Source organism: Jatrophihabitans sp., assembly GCA_036389035.1.
GTDB lineage: Bacteria > Actinomycetota > Actinomycetes > Mycobacteriales > Jatrophihabitantaceae > Jatrophihabitans_A.
In genome coordinates, this window is sequence record DASVQQ010000010.1 from 84614 (window position 1) to 101334 (window position 16721).

Below are 16721 nucleotides of genomic sequence, written 5' to 3' on the forward strand. Positions count from 1 at the left end.
TGCGACGCCGGGCCGGTGCGCGTCGCGGGGGGCTTGACGTAGGTCGCGGCTCCGGCGCCGCACACCCCTTCAACGGTTGACTGCACGGTTTGGTGCCTGGATCCGCTCGCTTTAAAAATGCCGAACAGCTCGGTACGGTCGGGACATCGGCTCAACCCGGCAGCCGAGCGACCCGCGCCGATGCGCCGACCGCGGCAGTGGCCGAACCGTGAACGGACTTCGCGAGCGTCCAGCGCTGTCAGGGGCCGAGTGCGTCACCGTAAGACAACTCGAAGGACGTGCCAGCACATGTCGACCGACTCTTCCCCCGCCGCACGCCAGCGGACCGCCTACACGATTCCCGGCATCGCCCAGGGCGACGCCGATGACCTGGTGGCCCTGCTGCAGGACCGGCTGCACGCGTTGAACGACCTCGCGCTGACCCTCAAGCACATCCACTGGAACGTGGTGGGCACCCACTTCATCGCGGTGCACACCATGCTGGACCCGCAGGTCGACGCGGTGCGGTTGATGGTGGACGACACCGCCGAGCGGATCGCCACGCTGGGCGGCTCGCCGATCGGCACCCCGGGCGCGCTGGTCGCCGGGCGCAGCTGGGATGACTACTCACTCGGCCGGGCCACCGCGCTGGAGCACCTGGCCGCCCTGGACCTCGTCTACGGCGGCGTCATCGAAAGCCACCGCAAGGCCATCGAGGCCACCGAGGAGCCGGATCCGGTCAGCCAGGACATGCTCATCGGCCAGGCCAGGTTGCTGGAGCAGTACCAGTGGTTCGTCCGGGCGCACCTGGAGTCCGCGGACGGCCGGCTCACCACCGCCGGCGCCCACACCGAGCAGCAGGCGGCCGACTCCGCGCCGGCCGACGCCGTGCAGTCGGCCATCGACCCGGCGCAGGGACAGCCCTCATGACCGATCCGATCGCACCCAGCCCGACGGTGCCCCCGATCGATCCGGGCCCGACGGTGCCCCCGATCTCGCCGGAGCCGAGCCCCACGGAGCCCGAGCCGGTTCCGGGGCCGACCCCGCCGCAGCCGATGCCTGGGCCCGGTCCGGAGCCAGGCCCGCCGGCGCCGAGCCCGGCGCCCAGCCCGCCGGAGCCCGGCCCGCTGCCGGATCCGGGCCCGCTGCCGGATCCCAGCGGGCCCGGCCTGGTCGGTTAACCGGCCGATCAGCCTTCGGGCATCCGCACCGACATCACGACGTAGCGGAAGCCGGGGATGACCTCGCCGTTGTCGTCGGCCGGCAGCATCATCACCGGCTTGTGGGTCGAGACGAAGGACAGGATCACGTTCGGGGAGCCGACCGCGCCCAGGCCGTCGAGCATGAACTGCGGGTTGATGGCGATCTTGAGGGTCTCGCCCTCGAGCTTGGCCTCGGTGGCTTCCCGGGCCCGGGCCGAACCCAGCCCGCCGGCCTCGATCACCAGCTCGTCCTCATTGACCTGCAACCGCAGCGGGTTGCCGCGGTCGGTGACCAGCGCGATCCGGTGCACCACGTCGGTCAGGTCCTTGGTGGCGATGGTCAACCGGCTGTTGTGGCTGGTCGGGAAGATCGCCCGCACGTTGGGGTAGGGCCCGGACATGATCCGGGAGGTGGTCTGGCGCGACTGCGAGCCGAGCCCGACCAGGGACTGGTCGGTGGACACCGGGTCCAGGTGCAGCTGCACGTCACCGCCGGCGGCGCCCAGCGCCCGAGCCGTGTCCGACAGCGCCTTGGCCGGGATCAGCGCGCTCATCTCGAGGTCGGGACGCTCGGGCTGCCAGGCCAGCTCGGTCATCGCCAGCCGGTAGCGGTCGGTCGCCGACATGGTGATCCGGTCACCGGCCATCTCGACCTGCACGCCGGTGAGCATCGGCAGCGTCTCGTCGCGGCCGGCGGCGATCGTGACCCGGCTGACCGCGGTGCTGAACTCGGCGGCCTTGATGGTGCCGGCCAGCTCGGGCATCGGGGGGAGGCGCGGGTAGTCCTCCAGCGGCAGGGTGGGCAGCGTGAACTGGGCGCCGCCGCAGGTCAGCTCGACGCTGTCACCGACCAGTTCGACGTCCACCGGCTTGGCCGGCAGTGCCTTGGTGATCTCGGCCAGCAACCGGCCGGCGACCACCGCCGAGCCCTCCTCGAAGAGCTGGATGTCCAGGTCGCACCGGGTCGAGACCTCGTAGTCGAAGCCGGACAGCTGCAGCTGGCCCTCCTTGGCCTGCAGCAGCAGGCCGGCCAACACCGGCACCGGCAGGCGGGTCGGGATGCTGCGGGCGGTCCAGGCGACGGCCTCGGCGAACTCTTGCCGCTGTAGTCGAAACTTCATCCGTGGCCTCCTAGGCACTCAACGCAAGTCTGCACCGCGGCACATCGAGCACCTGCGTCAGGGCATGGTAATCCCAACCGGGCGACGGCAAGCGCTCGGCTCAGTCCTGCTCGGCGCTAGTCCTGCTGGGCGCTCAGTCGGCCTGCTCGGTGCCGGTGCCCACCGCCGGGACGGGCTCCGGCCAGTCAGCGGGGCCGTCACCGGCAGCGCCGGCCGCCGCGGCCGGTTCGGTGGCGGTGCCGGCGGCCGGTTCCGCGGCTGCCCGCCGCTTGGACCCGCTGGTCGCCGTGTACAGCGTCGCGGCCAGCGCCAGGCCCACCGGCAGGGCGAGGAAGAAGCCGGAGAACAGCAGCACCACTGCCATGGCGAGAGCGGCGAAGATCGCGCCCCACCACATCGGCCGGCCGTTGGGAAGCAACTTGAAGCCCGCGGCCAGGCCCGCCACGGTCACGGCGAGCAGGCACGCCGAGGTGGCCAGGATGATCTGGCCGAGGTCGGCCCCGAGCAGGCCGGCCACGATCGTCACGGCGGTGGCGCTCAGCGCGATCACGGCCAGGCTGCGGCGCGGCACCTCGCCGGGGGCGCCTCCCTTGGCCAGCCACACCGGCAGCGCGCCGTCCCGGGCCAGCGCCGCGCCCAGCCGGGACGTCCCGGCCAGGTAGGAGTTCAACGCGCCGAAGGTGAGCACGGCGGCCAGCGTCGCCGTCACGGCCGAGGCCGCGTCGCCGAAGCTGAGCTTCAGCAACTCCGCCAGCGGCACCGTGGTGTCGGCTAGCCGCGGGCCCAGCACCAGCACGCAGGTCAGCGCCAGCCCGACGTACAGGACTCCGATGGACACCAGGGTCAGGGCGGTCACCCGGCGCAGGTCGCGCTGGGGGTTGCGGAACTCACCCGACAGGTGAGTGACCGCTTCCCAGCCGGCGAAGGAGAAGAACAGCAGGCTGGCGGCCTGGCCGATCGCGGGGTAGCCGTGCGGGGCGAACGGCGTCAGGTTCTCCGAGTCCGCGCTGCGCAGCGCTGCCACGCAGGCCACCAGCAGCATCACCGCCAGCAGCCCGACCAGGATCAGCTGGATCCGGGCCGACACCTGCAGCCCGAACACGTTGGTCGCGAAGGCGGCGGCCAGCAGCAGGGCCGAGGCGATCACGGCGGTGGTGGTGCCGCCGCCGAGGGCGTCGGCGATGTAGAGCCCACCGACGTACGCGGTCGCCGGCCCGCCCACCGGCCAGGCGAAGTAGAACCAGTAGCCCACCACGGCCGAGGCCCGCCGGCCGAAGGCCTTGTAGACGAAGGTCGCGATGCCGCCGCCGTCGGGGTAGCGCGAGCCCAGTGCCGCGAAGGTGGCCGCGACCGGCACGCACAGCAACAGCAGCAGTCCCCAGGCCAGCACCGACGCGGGGCCCGCCACCTCGGCGGCCAGTGCCGGCAGCGCGAGCAGGCCGGCGCCGAGGATGGCGCCGACGTAGATCGCGGTGCCCTGGGCCACGCCGATTCGTCCTGTGCTCACGTTTTCTCCTCGCTTGAGATAGGCGGTAATTGTGTACCGCACGGGAGCGCAGTGGGAACCCCTGCAGTCACCTGAATAAATATTCCGCAGTCAGGTCTATTGCCGCCCTGCATTCCTCCGGTCCGCGGTGACAGTGATGGCGCACCAGGGCCGAGCGCTCAGCGGCCCGGCGGGGGTACTGCGAAGATCGACGGATGCGCAGGACTGGTGATGCGGTGATCCGCGTGCGGGGCGCGCGGGTGCACAACCTGCGCGCCGTCGACGTCGACATCCCGCGCGATGCCTTGGTGGTGGTGACCGGCGTCTCCGGCTCGGGCAAGTCGTCATTGGCGTTCGGAACGGTGTACGCCGAGGCGCAGGCCCGCTACCTGGAATCGGTCGCCCCGTACGCGCGCAGGCTGATCGACCAGATCGCACTTCCGGACGTCGGTGAGATCACCGGGTTGCCGCCGGCGGTCGCGCTGCAGCAGGCACGCGGCACACCGCAGTCGCGGTCCACGGTCGGCACCGTCACCGCGCTGTCCAACTCGTTGCGGATGCTGTTCTCCCGGGCCGGTGATTACCCCACCGGCGCGGACCGGCTCGATTCCGACGCCTTCTCGTCCAACACCCCGGCCGGCGCCTGCCCGCACTGCCACGGCCTGGGACGGGTGCATGAGGTCACCGAGGCCTCGCTGGTGCCGGATCAGAGCTTGTCCATCCGGCACAAGGCAGTGGCCGCCTGGCCCGGCGCGTGGCAGGGCAAGAGCTACCGCGACATCCTCGCCGCCCTCGGCTACGACGTGGACCGGCCCTGGCGCGAGCTCCCGCAGGCGGAACGCGACTGGATCCTGTTCACCGACGAGCAACCCGTCGTCACCGTCCATGCCGAGCGGGAGGCGCACCGGATCCAGCGGCCGTACCAGGGCACCTACCAGAGCGCCCGGCGCTACGTGCTGCACACCCTGGCCAACTCTCAGAGCGCGACGCTGCGCCGCAAAGCCCTGCAGCACGTCGAGATCCGCCCCTGCCCGGTCTGCGGCGGCGCCGGGCTGCGACCCGAGGCGCTGGCCGTCACGGTTGCCGGCGCCAGCATCGCCGAGCTCACCGCGTTGCCGCTGACCGCGCTCGCGGCCCGGTTGGACACGGCGCCGGGCAGCGACGTCGCGCGCGGCATCGTGGCAGACCTGCGCGCCCGCATCGACGCGCTGACCGGGCTCGGACTCGGTTACCTCTCGATGAGCCGCGCCACACCGACCCTGTCCTCCGGTGAGCTGCAGCGGCTCCGGCTGGCAACGACGCTGCGATCGAGCCTGTTCGGTGTCGTCTATGTCCTGGACGAGCCGTCGGCCGGACTGCATCCCGCCGACACCCAGGACCTGCTGGAGGTGCTCGATCGGCTGCGCGAGGCAGGTAATTCGCTGCTCGTCGTCGAGCACGAGCCGGACGTGATCTCCCACGCCGACTGGCTGATCGACATCGGCCCGGGCGCCGGGACGCACGGCGGCCTGGTGCTCTACAGCGGGCCGCCGACCGGGCTGGAGCGGGTCGCGGGTTCGGTGACGGGTCGCTATCTCGCCAATCCGCCCAGGGAGCAGAGCCGCCAGCGGACGCCCGCCGGTTTTCTCGAGCTGCGGGGGGTGCGGCACCACAACCTCGACGGGGTCGATGTCGACGTGCCGCTCGAGGTGTTCACCGCGGTCACCGGAGTGTCCGGCTCGGGCAAGACGACTCTGGTCACCGCGGTGCTCGCCACCGCCGTCCGGGATCACCTCGGCCTGGCCAGGGACGCCGCGGCCAGGGACGCCGCCACCACCGACGAGCAGGAAGGCGACGACGTTCCGGTCACCGCCGCCAGCATCGGCCGGCTCAGCGGCCTGGACGCGATAGACCGGCTGGTGGAGGTGGATCAGAAGCCTATCGGGCGCACGCCGCGGTCGAACCTGGCCACCTACACCGGCCTGTTCGACGGGGTCCGCAAGCTGTTCGCGGCAACCGATGAGGCACGACGGCGCGGCTACTCGGTGGGCCGGTTCTCCTTCAACGTCGAGGACGGTCGCTGCCCGAACTGTCAGGGCGAGGGATTCGTCGCGGTGGAACTGCTGTTCCTTCCCGGGGCCTATTCACCGTGCCCGGTCTGTCACGGGGCTCGGTACAACCCCGAGACACTCGAGGTGCGCTACCGCGGCAACTCCATCGCCGACGTCCTGGCGCTGAGCGTGGACGCCGCCACCGACTTCTTCGCAGACGTGCCAGCCGTCGCTCGCAGTCTGGCCACCCTCGGCGAGGTGGGCCTGGGCTACCTGACCCTCGGCCAGCCGGCGACAGAGCTTTCCGGCGGCGAGGCACAGCGGATCAAGCTGGCCACCGAGCTGCAGCGCGCGTCGCGCGGTCACACCCTGTTCGTCCTGGACGAACCCACCACCGGCCTGCATCCGGCCGACGTCGACCGGCTGATGCGGCTGCTGCACGCGCTGGTCGACGCGCGTAACACGGTGGTCGTCATCGAACACGACATGGACGTCGCCGCCGCGGCCGACCACGTTGTCGACCTCGGGCCGGGCGGAGGTGACCAGGGCGGCCGGATCGTCGCGACCGGCACCCCGGCCGAGGTCGCCGACACTGCCGCGAGCCGCACCGCCGCCTACCTGCGAGCGGTGCTCGACCGCCCGTGAGCGGTCACCGCGGGGTGGGTGCCGGCGGCTCGCTGCCCGCTACCGCAGCTGGGCGAACCGCTCGGCGGCCGCGGTCCGACCGGACACGATGACGGTGTCGCCCTCCTCCAGGACGGTGTCGGCCGTGGCGTAAGTGAAACCGGCGCCCGTGTGGTGCACGGCCACCACGGTGACGTCGTGACGGGAGCGCACGGCGGTGTCACCGAGGCGCTTGCCGACCAGCTCGGCCGGCACCACCGTCTTCACCATCGCGAAGTCGTCCTCGAACTGGATGTAGTCCAGCATCGCCCCCCGCACCAGGTGGGCCACCCGCCGGCCCATGTCGTGCTCCGGGTACACCACGTGCTCGATGCCGATCTGCTCCAGGATCCGCCCGTGCGGCAGGCTGATCGCCTTGGCCCAGATGTTGGGCACCTGAAAGTTGAGCAGCAGCGACCCGGTCAGGATGCTGGCCTCGATGTCGGTGCCGATGCCCACCACGGCCCGGTCGAACTCGTGCACGCCGAGCTGGCGCAGCGCCTCCTCCTTGGTGGAGTCCGTGCGGACCACCTGGGTGAGCTGGCCGTTGAGTGACTGGACGATGTCCTCGTCGTCGTCGATTCCCAGCACGTCGGTGCCGGCGGCCATCAGCTCCAGCGCGAGAGCGGTGCCGAACCGGCCGAGGCCGATCACCACGACGGAGTCAGCCGCGGCCAGCCGGGAGCCGGCGGTGGACTTGCCGAGCCATGTGGACCTAGCCAATGATGGGTCGCTCCTTCGGGAGTTCGTACAGCCTGGTCGTACGCCGCAGAGCCAGCCCGGAGGCGAGGATGACCGGTCCGACCCTACCCAGGTACATCAGGATCACCACGATCATCTGGCCGGCCAGCGGCAGGTCGGGGGTGATGCCGGTGCTCATGCCCGCCGTCGAGAACGCTGCCACCACCTCGAACAGCACCTGGTCAAGGGTGAACTCGGTCATGACCAGCAGCGCCAGGGTCGCGACCACGACCACCGCGACCGAGACCAGGGCGACGGTGATCGCCTGGCGGTGCGCCGAGCGCGGCAGCCGCTTGCCCAGGGCGTTCACCGCGCCGTCGCCGCGCAGCTCGGTGTAGATGATGAAGAACAGCACCGCGAAGGTGGTGACCTTCAGGCCGCCGGCCGCACCCGCCGGGCCGCCGCCGATGAACATCAGGACGTCCATGCCCAGCCAGGTCGCGGGGTCCAGCGCGCCGATGTCGACGCTGTTGAAACCGCCGGTGCGGGTCATCGTCGACAGGAAGAATCCGTTGAGCAGCCGGCTGCCGAAGCTCAGCTCGCCCAGGGTCCGGTCGTTGTTCCACTCCATCGCGGTGATGAAGGCGGTCCCGCTGACCAGCAGCACGGCCGAGGCGGCCAGCACCAGCCGGGTGTTGAGCGTCCAGAAGCGCGGGTGCAGGAGTTCCCTGCGCAGCTGCAGCAGCACCGGAAAGCCGAGGCCGCCGGAGATCACCGCGAAGGCGACCGGCAGGCAGACCCAGGGGTCGTCGGCGAAGGGCACCAGGTTGTCGCGGAACAGTGAGATGCCGGCGTTGTTGAACGCCGACACCCCGTGGAACACCCCGAGCCAGAGCGCCCGGCCGGCCGGCTCGTCATAGCCGAAGTAGAACCGCGCGGTCAGGGCGAGGGCGGTCACCGCCTCGAACGCGAGGCTGATCCGCAGGACGCTGGCGATCACCGAACGGACGTCGCCGATGCCGAGGCTGCGGGTCTCGACAGCGGTGGTGATGCGGGTGCGAAGGCCTATCCGACGCGACACCAGCATGCCCAGCAGGGTGGCCATCGTCATGACCCCGAAGCCGCCGATCTGGAACAGGACGAGGATCACCACGTGGCCGAACGGGCTCCAGTACGTCGCGGTGTTGACGATCAGGTGCCCGGTCACGCACACCGCCGAGGCGGCGGTGAACAGCGCCTCCCAGAAGCTGGCGCGCTCCGGGCCGGCCGCGGCCACCGGGAGCGCGAGCAGCGCGGTGCCCACTGCCGTGACTCCGGTGATGGCCAGGATGATGACCAGCGCCGGGCTGCGCGGGCGGTGAACGCGGCGGCCGGTGGGCACGGCCGGGCTCCGAACGCTCATTCGTCGATGCTATCGACCGGGCGGACGCTCATCGCTGGCGCCGGACCATCGGCGCGGGCCGTCCGGTACAGCGCCGCGGCGCTGGGCAGTTCGGATCCGGTCAGGGTCAGGGGTGGCTCGCCGCCGGTGTCGAAGCTGAAGCGCATCAGCTCCAACGCCGCTTTGATCACCTCCAGCATGTCGGCATGGTCGGCTGCCGTGCCCCGGATCAGGTCCAGCTCATAGGTCGAGACCCCACCGGCCAGCTGGTCACCCGGCCGGTAGTTCATCCAGTAGGACGTGACTCCGCCCAGGCGCTGGACCTCGGCCACGCCCGAGCCGGCGAGCAGCCGCGCGGCGTCGTCGGGCGGCAGGTTGTTGAAGATGTAGCTGACCTGCTCGGGTGGGCTGACCGGGACCGGCAGCGACTGCCGGCCGAGCGCGATGTCGGCCGCGAGCCCGATCATGCTCAGCCCGCAGGAGCGCTTGAGGACGTCGTGGACGTAGCCGCCCAGCCGGCCGTTGACCTCGATGATCCGCGGCCCGGTCGGGGTGAGTTTCAGCTCGGTGTGGCATACCCCGTCGGTCACCCCCAGGGCGGCCAGTGCCCTGCTGGTCAGCTCCGTGACCTGGGCCTGCTCAGCCGCCGACAGCGTGGACGGCCAGTAGGAGCACGTCTCCCGGAAGGGCTCGACGAGCGGCAGCTTGCCGGTCACGGCCAGGTGCTGCGCCACCCCGGCGACCAGCATGCTCTCCACGGAGACGTAGTCCCCGAACGGCCAGCTCGGGCGGCCGACCAGCAGTTCCTCGGCGATGAGCTCGGTTTCGCGCGGCGGCTGGCCGGGCCGGGTCCCGAGCAGTCGCCCGATCAGCTGATCGCCCTGGGCGGCCGAGTCGACCCGGTAGGTGTTTCGGCTGCCTTCGCCGCGGATCGGCTTGACGACGCAGGGCAGGCCCACGTGTGACACGGCAGCCGGCCAGTCCTCGCGGGCCCGGATGGGGTGGAAGCGGACGGCGTCCACCCCGGCGTCGCGCAGGAGCCGGCGCTGCAGCTCCTTGCTCGTCAGCGCCTCGGCGGTGATCGCTGAGTGATAGATCAGTCCCAGCTCGGCGGCCAGCGTCGCAGCCACCGGGATGAGGCTTTCGCTGAAGGTGACCAGGCCGGTCGGGTGATGCGGCCGCAGTCGGGCGAGTAGGGCGGGTAGGGCAGCCGGGTCCAGCGGGTAGGTGGCGTCGGCGTCTGCGAACAGGCTGACGCTGGGATCGTCCGGATGCCTGGCCAGGATCACCAGATCGGCCAGCTCCGGCAACTCGGTCATGATGTCGACCGGGCCGGCCGAGCCGCGGTCATATAGCACCAGCAAAACATCGTCGGCCATAAAACATGCTCGCCTTCGCCGGTGTCGCGTCAGCCGAATCTACTCATAACTAATTCGCACGCCTAGACAGACACAGCCCGCGGGTGGATGAGAATCGTGGCATGAGCCTGACCGCCCGGCAGCTGAATCGGGCCACCCTCGGCAGGCAGTTGCTGCTGCGCCGGGAGCCGCTGGACGTGGTGACCGCGGTGCGCCGGGTGGTGGCGATCCAGGCGCAGGAGGCCGCGTCGCCCTATCTGGCGCTGTGGAACCGGGTGGCCGGCTTCGACGCTGCCGAGCTGGACGCCGCCTTCACCGACCACGCGATCGTCAAGGCCAGCTTGATGCGGATCACGCTGCACGCGGTGACCGCCGAGGACTATCCGGTCTTCCACACCGCGATGCTGACCTCGTTGCGTGCCTCCCGGCTCTATGACCGGCGCTTCACCTCGATCGGGCTGAGCACCGCCGAGGCCGACGCGCTGATGCCGCACCTGCTGGAGTTCGCGACCCAGCCCCGCAGCAACGCCGACTTCGAGGCGCTGCTCAACGAGCGGCTCGGCGAGCGGCTGGGCCCGGTGCCCAAACCGGGGCCGTGGTGGGCGCTGCGGACGTTCGCGCCGCTGGTGCACGCCCGGACCGGCGGGCCCTGGTCGTTCGGGCCGCGTCCCAGCTACGTCGCGGCCAGGACGCGACCGCACCAGGGCGATCGTGAGGAGTGCATCCAGCGACTGGTGCTGCGCTACTTGGAGGGGTTCGGCCCGGCCACGGCGGCCGACGTCGCGCAGTTCACCCTGCTCACCCGTTCGACGGTCCGCGACGCCCTCGCCGCGCTGGCCGGCTCGCTGGAGCGGTTGTCGGGTCCGGACGGGGTGGAGTTGTTCGACGTGCCCGGTGGGGTCCTCCCGTGCTCGGAGGTCTCGTGCCCGCCGAGGCTGATGGCGATGTGGGACAGCACGCTGCTCGCCTACGCCGACCGCAGCCGGGTCATCCCGCCGGACTACCGCCGGCTGGTTATCCGGCAGAACGGGGACGTGCTGCCGACGCTGCTCGTGGACGGCTACGTGGCCGGGGTCTGGCGCCCTGTTGACGGCGGTATCGAGGCCACCGCGTTCCACCGGCTGGGCGACCAGGCCTGGCAGGGGTTGGCGGACGAGGCCCGGCAGCTGACAGCCTTTCTCGCCGACCGCGACCCGGCCGTCTACCGCCGCTACTCCCGCTGGTGGGACGCGCTGCCCAGTGCCGAGGTCATCACGCTGCCTGCGGTGTCTTGACCGATCAGCGCTGCCCGAACAGTGTGAATAGGTACTGGCCCGAGGCCTACCTCCAGGAGGATCAGATGCGCATCGCCGAAGCGCCTTCCGGAACAGAACTCATCGGTCGTGCCTCCGAACTGGCGCCGCTGCTGCGGAAGAACGCCCTGTGGTCGGAGGAGAACCGGCGGCTGCCGGAGGAAACCATCCAGGCCGTGATCGACGCGGGCATTCTCAGAATGCGGCTGCCGGCCCGCTACGGGGGTTATGAGTCCGACATGCGCACCGTGGTGGACGTGATCGCCCAGCTCGGCCGGGGTGACGGCTCGGCTGCCTGGACCGTTTCTACCTGGGCAGTCAGCTCCTTCGTGGTGGGCCTGTTCCCCGATGAGGTGCAGGACGAGGTCTTCGCCGACCCCGACGTCCGGGTGAGCGGCATTCTCAGTCCGACCGCGATGGCCGTCCCCGCCGAGGGCGGCTATGTCGTCAGCGGCCGGTGGTCGTTCAACAGCGGATGCCTGCAGAGCCAGTGGACGGTCAACGCGGTGCTCATCGGGCAGCCGGACGGCAGCTTCGAGCCGGCGACCGCCGCCATCCCGCTGGCCGACCTGCAGATCGTGGACGACTGGCACACCGCGGGCCTGCGAGGCACCGGAAGCGTCAGCACGGTGGCCGAGGAACTCTTCGTGCCGGCGGACCGGATGCTGCCGATGATTCCGCTGTTGCAGGGCCGGCACCGTTCGATCCTGAACGCCGGGTCCCGGGTGTACCAGATGCCGCTCATGCCCGCCGCCTGCACGATGGTCAGCGCTCCGGCCGTGGGGCTGGCGAAGGCCGCGCAGGAGGCGTTCTTCGAGCGGCTGCCCGGACGCAAGATCACCTACACCGACTACGCAAGGCAGAGCGAGGCGCCGCTGACCCATCTGCAGGTGGCAGAGGCCAGGATCAACGCCGACGAGGCGGAGTTTCACGCCCACCGCGCGGCCGACCTGCTGGACAGCAAGGCACTAACCGGAGCGCCGTGGACGGTAGAGGAGCGGGCCCGGGTGCGGCTGGACCTGGGCGCGGTCTGCCTGCGGGCCAAGAAGGCCGTGGACATCCTCAACTCGGCCAGCGGGGGGTCTTCGATCTACAGCGACGTCGCTATCCAGCGCATCGAGCGCGACATCCAGGCGATCAACCTGCACGCCATCCTGCACCCGGACACAAACTTCGAGTTGTACGGCCGGATCGCGTGCGGGCTGGCGCCGAATACCCAGTACCTGTAAGCGGAGCTGCCGGGATCAGCCTGCTGCGCGTCGAGGCCCTCACCAATTAGCCGAGGCGCCTGCTGGTCTATCGACGGTGCTGGCCGGTGAGTATGAGTGGGGTGTTCGCGAAACTCTGGAGCGCTCGTGATCGCTGAGCCTCGTTGGACCGGGTGCGGACAGATCCTCCGCTAAGCCGCCGCAAATCCTCTCGGTTCCGAGCGGTCAGATCGTGCGGCATGAGGGCTCCTCGGGCGTCGCGGTGGTCTGGTAAATCAATCGGCTGACGCGGGACGCGGGCCGGGCTGGATGAACAGCGGCCGGTAGTGGTCTGGATCGGTGGCATTGAGGAATCGCTCCCATCCGAGTGAGACCCAGAACTCGTCGGCTTCCTCGCTGAAGGCGACGAACCTGCGGTCCGGATGCTCCGCGACGAGGGAACGGATCACGGCGGTGCCGATGCCACGGCGCTGGTGAGCGGCCGACACCTCGAAGAACGCGATCTCCAGACCCGACCCGCCGAGGTCAGGCACGCCCGCGTAGTGGTCGATGTGGACTTCGGGGTCGAGATTGACGCGAGCCACGTCCTCGCCGTCGAGCAGAGCCTGGACGAACCAGGGGTCGTCGTCGAGGTATGGCGGGTCGTCCCACCAGGCCGAGGTGAACTGGTCGCTCGGCTCGAACGGCACCCAGGTGTACTTGTCGTCGCCTGGGTCGCGCCGCCTGTCGACGAGGATCGGCGGTGGCAGGTCGATCAATTTCGTTGCTCCAGATCAGGAGTCGGTGCGCGGGTACCCGTCGTTCTCGTCCCGCAGATCGCGAAGCATGGCCCTCTGCCTTCGTATCTCGGCGAGGTAGCGATCATCCACCGCCGTCTCGCGATCCTGGAGCCATCGACGGAAGGCGTCCTCGGTCGAGATGACGTGGGCCTCATCGGCGAAGTAGTCGAACACCCGATAACCCTCCATCTCGCCGTGGACGATCAGCACCGCTCCTCCGCCAGGATCGCCGAAGCACCATGCGGCGTCCAGACCCTCATCGGAGTTGAAGATCGCGAACCGCCAGCCCTTCCGGCCTTCGAGAACCGCGCCGAGGTACTTCCAGTGCTCTGTGGTGTCGCTGCCCGCCTCGGAGAAGCCTTCGGAAATGGACAGGTAGTCACTATCGACGTGCACGGTCACATCGGGGACGGGACGGCGCGGAGGTCGTGTCATCGAGATGATCCGATCGGTTGACGTCGGCTGCAGATCACAATTCGTTCGAGCGTCCTGTTCACCTACGGGGTGTTCGGGAAGCTGGAGCACCCGTAATCGCTCGGTCAGATGATCGCACCGAATGACGCATACTTCATTGTGGATCAGAAATCGTCGTTCAAAATCCGAGCTAGCCGCCGCCGTCGGTTTGGAGAGATGTTCTGGGGTTGGGCTCGGGCGAAAGCTCCTGGCTGCGCCCGTGCTCGTAGCGGCGCTCGACGACCTCATCCGGGATCAGAAGCAGCACTCCAGGGTCGTCGTCGCTGCGTCGCCAATGAAATTGATCGCCTGCCTGGACACGCATCTCGCGCGCCAACTTGGCGGGCAACTTGATTTGCATCTGAGAGCTGACCCCGTACGGACCATGCATCGATGCCATGTGGGGACTGTAGATCTCATTTATTTGGTTTACAACACGCCGAGAGCGGTGCGCCGAACGGTCGGCAGATCGGGCTAGATTTGTAGCAAGTGCTGACCCGGGTCCTTTTGACCCGGTTAGGCACTTTCCGCCCCCTGGCTTCGGCCAGGGGGCCTCTCTACCTCAGAACGATTCCTGGGGCAGCACGCGGACGGAGTCCGGATACGGCTGTGTGGGTTGCAGGGCCGATCTCGTGCCACATGGTTTGTGGGCAAACTCGGCTGATCCCGGCTCCTGGTGCGATGACAGATCGGAAGGCGGCATAGGCGACGAGATCAGCCGCCTGAATCAGGTAGCTGTGATCGGATCGTCTAGCGACCGGATCGTCAATTAGAAGTGCGGCTGCCCCTCGGATCGCCCCAGGGCCGTAAGCGCTCCCGGCAGTGAGGTAGCGCCGCGCGCGTCGCACCCACTTGCGCACAGCATCATTTTCCCCTTCGTCATGCACGAGCATGAAAGTCGCTCGCTCCTTCGTGCTCGTCCGTTCGAGCCGTTGCAACAAGCCTTCCCAGGCAAGGTCGAAGTACCCGGCGGGCGTGTGAGAGTCGGCTCGCTTATCGACCACGATCGCGAACGCTCGGGCGGGGAGTTGCTCCAGGATGCGTAGGTGAGAGCGGTAGATCATCTGGCGCGCTCCTGGTCCGAGTGCCAGGCTGCGCAGTGCTCCCGAGTTGCGAAGCAGGTAATTCGCCTTGAGTTCCGCTCGCATTGGTAGCCCGTAGGTTTCACGGATACGACGGCGATAAGCCAACAGTTCGTCGAATGCGGTCGGCCAGAGGTCCGCGTCGATGAGCACGCAACCGAGCGTGTAAGTCAGAGACCCGCCCACACTCACAGATCCGGTGTTCCCGGACTCGTCGACGTATGCGAGCAGCACCCGATAATGTTGCCCTTACCCATCGTGCTGACGGGGTTCATCCCTCGGCGCGTCGCGTTCGACATCGACGAGTGCGGACCCCTCCGACCTGGTGATGGCCGTTCCTTCTCATCCTCCAGGCTTGGTGTATCCGCTGACGACTCGCTACAACACATTGCCAAAAGTCAGGCTGACGGGAGCTGAAGACCTTCGCTATCTCGCGGCGCAGCCCTGCCAGCGTGCCGTCGACCATCGTCCAGAACCCGCCCGAGCACCCCGGCAAGATCTGCACCAACAAGACATCGGTGTCGTTCCCGCCGTCGGCCGGGGCCAAGTACCGGCAAGAACTCCAGTACGGCAGCGATGAAGGCGGCCTACTCGACGCCTCGCAACACCGTCGAGGGCCTTAACGGCATGGTGAAGGATGGCGGCTACGAGGCCCTTGACGATCCGTCCCGCAGACGCGCTCGTGGCTACACGGCGCGGGTACCTGCTCTCGGCGTTTCTCGTCGCCTCAGCTAACATCCGCAAGAACGAAAGACCCCGAACCCCCGTGAGGGTTCAGGGTCGTTCCGATCTCTTGAGAGATCACATGGTGGGCAAGGGGGGAGTTGAACCCCCACGTCCTTACGGACACACGGACCTGAACCGTGCGCGTCTGCCATTCCGCCACTTGCCCGAGGCGCCTGAAAAGACGGCCTAGATTAGCACGACGACTTGGACGTACCTGCGGGCCCCGGACCCCCTCGCAGATACCATCAACGGCGTACCCGGGCTCAGCCAGGCCATCGGCACAGGTCCGGGGAGCATCATGCCGGCAACCGGCCCGTTGACCAGCGAGGAGAGGAGGACGCGACGATGAGTCTCGCCCAGCGTTTCGAACGACGGCTCGAGGGCATGGTCGGCGCGGCCTTCGCCCGGGTGTTCAAGGGTCAGGTCGAACCGGTCGAAATCGGAAACGCCCTGCAGCGTGAGGCCATGGACAAGAAGGCGGTGATGGGCAACGGCCAGGTGCTGGTGCCCAACCGCTACCGGGTCACCCTCGGCTCCTCCGACTACGAACGGCTCTCGCCCTGGGAGGTCCAGCTCACCCGGTCCCTGGCCGAGCTGATCCAGGAGTACCTCGACGACAACCGTCTGGCCACCATCGGCGACATCGAGGTCTACCTGGCCCACGACCCGGCCCTGCACACCGGCGTCTTCGGGGTCGCCTCCCGGATGGAGCCGCAGGCCCCGCCGCGCCGCCGGCCGATGGACTCGATGTCGATGCCGGTGGTCGCCGGCCGGCCCGATGAGTACCTGCAGCCTTACGGCTCACCACCCCAGGGCCCACCCGCCCAGGCCCCCGTCCCGGGTCAGGGCTCTCAGCAGGCCGCGGTCGCCGCCGCCCCGCCGGCCCCGGCGCCGCCCAGGCAGGACGAGCCACCGCCCACCCAGTTCTCACCCGCCGCCCAGCCTCAGTCGCACTACGCCCAGCCGCCGCGCCGGCCGGCCTACCAGGCGCGGCTGGCGGTGGACGGCACGCCGCGGGTGGTGCACCTCAGCCCGGGCAGCAACATCATCGGCCGCGGCACCGACGCCGACCTGCAGCTGCTGGACCAGGGCGTCTCACGCCGGCACGCCGACATCCACATCGCCGACGGCCAGGCCACCGTCTATGACCTCGGCTCCACCAACGGCACCTCGGTCAACGGCCACAGCGTGCGCAGCCAGCAGTTGCGCCACGGCGACGTGATCCGGGTGGGGCACACCCGGCTGGTGTTCCACGAGGACAGCTCTTGACCTCGCCACTG

Annotated in this window: 16 protein-coding genes and 1 tRNA gene; 7 read left to right on the top strand and 10 right to left on the bottom strand. The window is 69.4% G+C overall.

Going from position 1 to position 16721, the window contains the following annotated elements:
- The first annotated feature begins 288 nt into the window (after positions 1–288).
- Together VF557_07150 and VF557_07155 are read left to right on the top strand one after the other, a co-directional pair.
- Positions 289–909, top strand: coding sequence for a DNA starvation/stationary phase protection protein (locus VF557_07150; protein HEX8079970.1), 621 nt, complete (start codon positions 289–291; stop codon positions 907–909).
- A complete protein-coding gene (locus tag VF557_07155; protein ID HEX8079971.1) occupies positions 906–1160 on the top strand; it encodes a hypothetical protein in 255 nt (84 codons plus the stop codon). Before VF557_07150 ends, VF557_07155 begins: the two co-directional genes overlap by 4 nt.
- Before the next feature lie 8 nt (positions 1161–1168).
- On the opposite strand, the gene dnaN is transcribed toward VF557_07155, so the two are convergent.
- Positions 1169–2302, bottom strand: coding sequence for a DNA polymerase III subunit beta (gene dnaN, locus VF557_07160; GenBank protein ID HEX8079972.1), 1134 nt, complete (start codon positions 2300–2302; stop codon positions 1169–1171).
- Positions 2303–2435: 133 nt separating this feature from the next.
- Entirely contained in the window at positions 2436–3809 is a 1374-nt protein-coding gene (locus VF557_07165; GenBank protein ID HEX8079973.1) for an amino acid permease, read from the bottom strand.
- A gap of 194 nt (positions 3810–4003) precedes the next feature.
- Here VF557_07165 and uvrA point away from each other — a divergent pair, with 194 nt between their 5' ends.
- Positions 4004–6463 carry an excinuclease ABC subunit UvrA gene (gene uvrA / locus VF557_07170; protein HEX8079974.1) on the top strand — a complete coding sequence of 820 codons (2460 nt, stop codon included), beginning with the start codon at positions 4004–4006 and terminating at the stop codon, positions 6461–6463.
- A 39-nt stretch (positions 6464–6502) separates the two neighbouring features.
- On the opposite strand, the gene VF557_07175 is transcribed toward uvrA, so the two are convergent.
- From VF557_07175 to VF557_07185, 3 genes are read right to left on the bottom strand one after another with little or no spacing between them, the layout of a single operon-like run.
- Positions 6503–7204 carry a TrkA family potassium uptake protein gene (locus VF557_07175; GenBank protein HEX8079975.1) on the bottom strand — a complete coding sequence of 234 codons (702 nt, stop codon included), beginning with the start codon at positions 7202–7204 and terminating at the stop codon, positions 6503–6505.
- Positions 7197–8564, bottom strand: a complete 1368-nt coding sequence (locus tag VF557_07180; protein HEX8079976.1) for a potassium transporter TrkG — start codon at positions 8562–8564, stop codon at positions 7197–7199. Before VF557_07180 ends, VF557_07175 begins: the two co-directional genes overlap by 8 nt.
- Positions 8561–9922: an ATP-grasp domain-containing protein gene (locus VF557_07185; GenBank protein HEX8079977.1), complete on the bottom strand. Its 1362-nt coding sequence runs from the start codon at positions 9920–9922 to the stop codon at positions 8561–8563. Before VF557_07185 ends, VF557_07180 begins: the two co-directional genes overlap by 4 nt.
- 101 nt (positions 9923–10023) lie before the next feature.
- Here VF557_07185 and VF557_07190 point away from each other — a divergent pair, with 101 nt between their 5' ends.
- Entirely contained in the window at positions 10024–11175 is a 1152-nt protein-coding gene (locus tag VF557_07190) for a winged helix DNA-binding domain-containing protein (protein ID HEX8079978.1), read from the top strand.
- Positions 11176–11240: 65 nt separating this feature from the next.
- Positions 11241–12422, top strand: coding sequence for an acyl-CoA dehydrogenase family protein (locus tag VF557_07195; protein HEX8079979.1), 1182 nt, complete (start codon positions 11241–11243; stop codon positions 12420–12422).
- A 254-nt stretch (positions 12423–12676) separates the two neighbouring features.
- Here the strand turns inward: VF557_07195 and VF557_07200 are convergent, their stop codons facing one another.
- From VF557_07200 to VF557_07215, 4 genes are all read right to left on the bottom strand, one after another.
- Positions 12677–13159 (bottom strand): GNAT family N-acetyltransferase, encoded by a 483-nt coding sequence (locus tag VF557_07200; protein ID HEX8079980.1) that lies wholly within the window; start codon positions 13157–13159, stop codon positions 12677–12679.
- A 15-nt stretch (positions 13160–13174) separates the two neighbouring features.
- Positions 13175–13615 (bottom strand): hypothetical protein, encoded by a 441-nt coding sequence (locus tag VF557_07205; protein ID HEX8079981.1) that lies wholly within the window; start codon positions 13613–13615, stop codon positions 13175–13177.
- A gap of 169 nt (positions 13616–13784) precedes the next feature.
- Complete coding sequence (locus VF557_07210) at positions 13785–14033, bottom strand: hypothetical protein (GenBank protein HEX8079982.1); 249 nt, start codon at positions 14031–14033, stop codon at positions 13785–13787.
- Positions 14034–14190: 157 nt separating this feature from the next.
- Complete coding sequence (locus tag VF557_07215) at positions 14191–14949, bottom strand: DUF3800 domain-containing protein (GenBank protein HEX8079983.1); 759 nt, start codon at positions 14947–14949, stop codon at positions 14191–14193.
- 218 nt (positions 14950–15167) lie between these two features.
- Between VF557_07215 and VF557_07220 the strand changes: the two genes are divergently transcribed.
- The gene (locus VF557_07220) at positions 15168–15338 is read left to right on the top strand and encodes a hypothetical protein (GenBank protein HEX8079984.1); all 171 of its coding nucleotides are present in this window, start codon (positions 15168–15170) and stop codon (positions 15336–15338) included.
- Between the two features lie 183 nt (positions 15339–15521).
- Here the strand turns inward: VF557_07220 and VF557_07225 are convergent.
- Positions 15522–15607, bottom strand: a tRNA-Leu gene (locus VF557_07225).
- Positions 15608–15786: 179 nt separating this feature from the next.
- On the opposite strand from VF557_07225, the gene VF557_07230 reads away from it, so the two are divergent.
- Positions 15787–16710, top strand: a complete 924-nt coding sequence (locus VF557_07230) for a DUF3662 and FHA domain-containing protein (GenBank protein HEX8079985.1) — start codon at positions 15787–15789, stop codon at positions 16708–16710.
- Positions 16711–16721 lie beyond the last annotated feature (11 nt).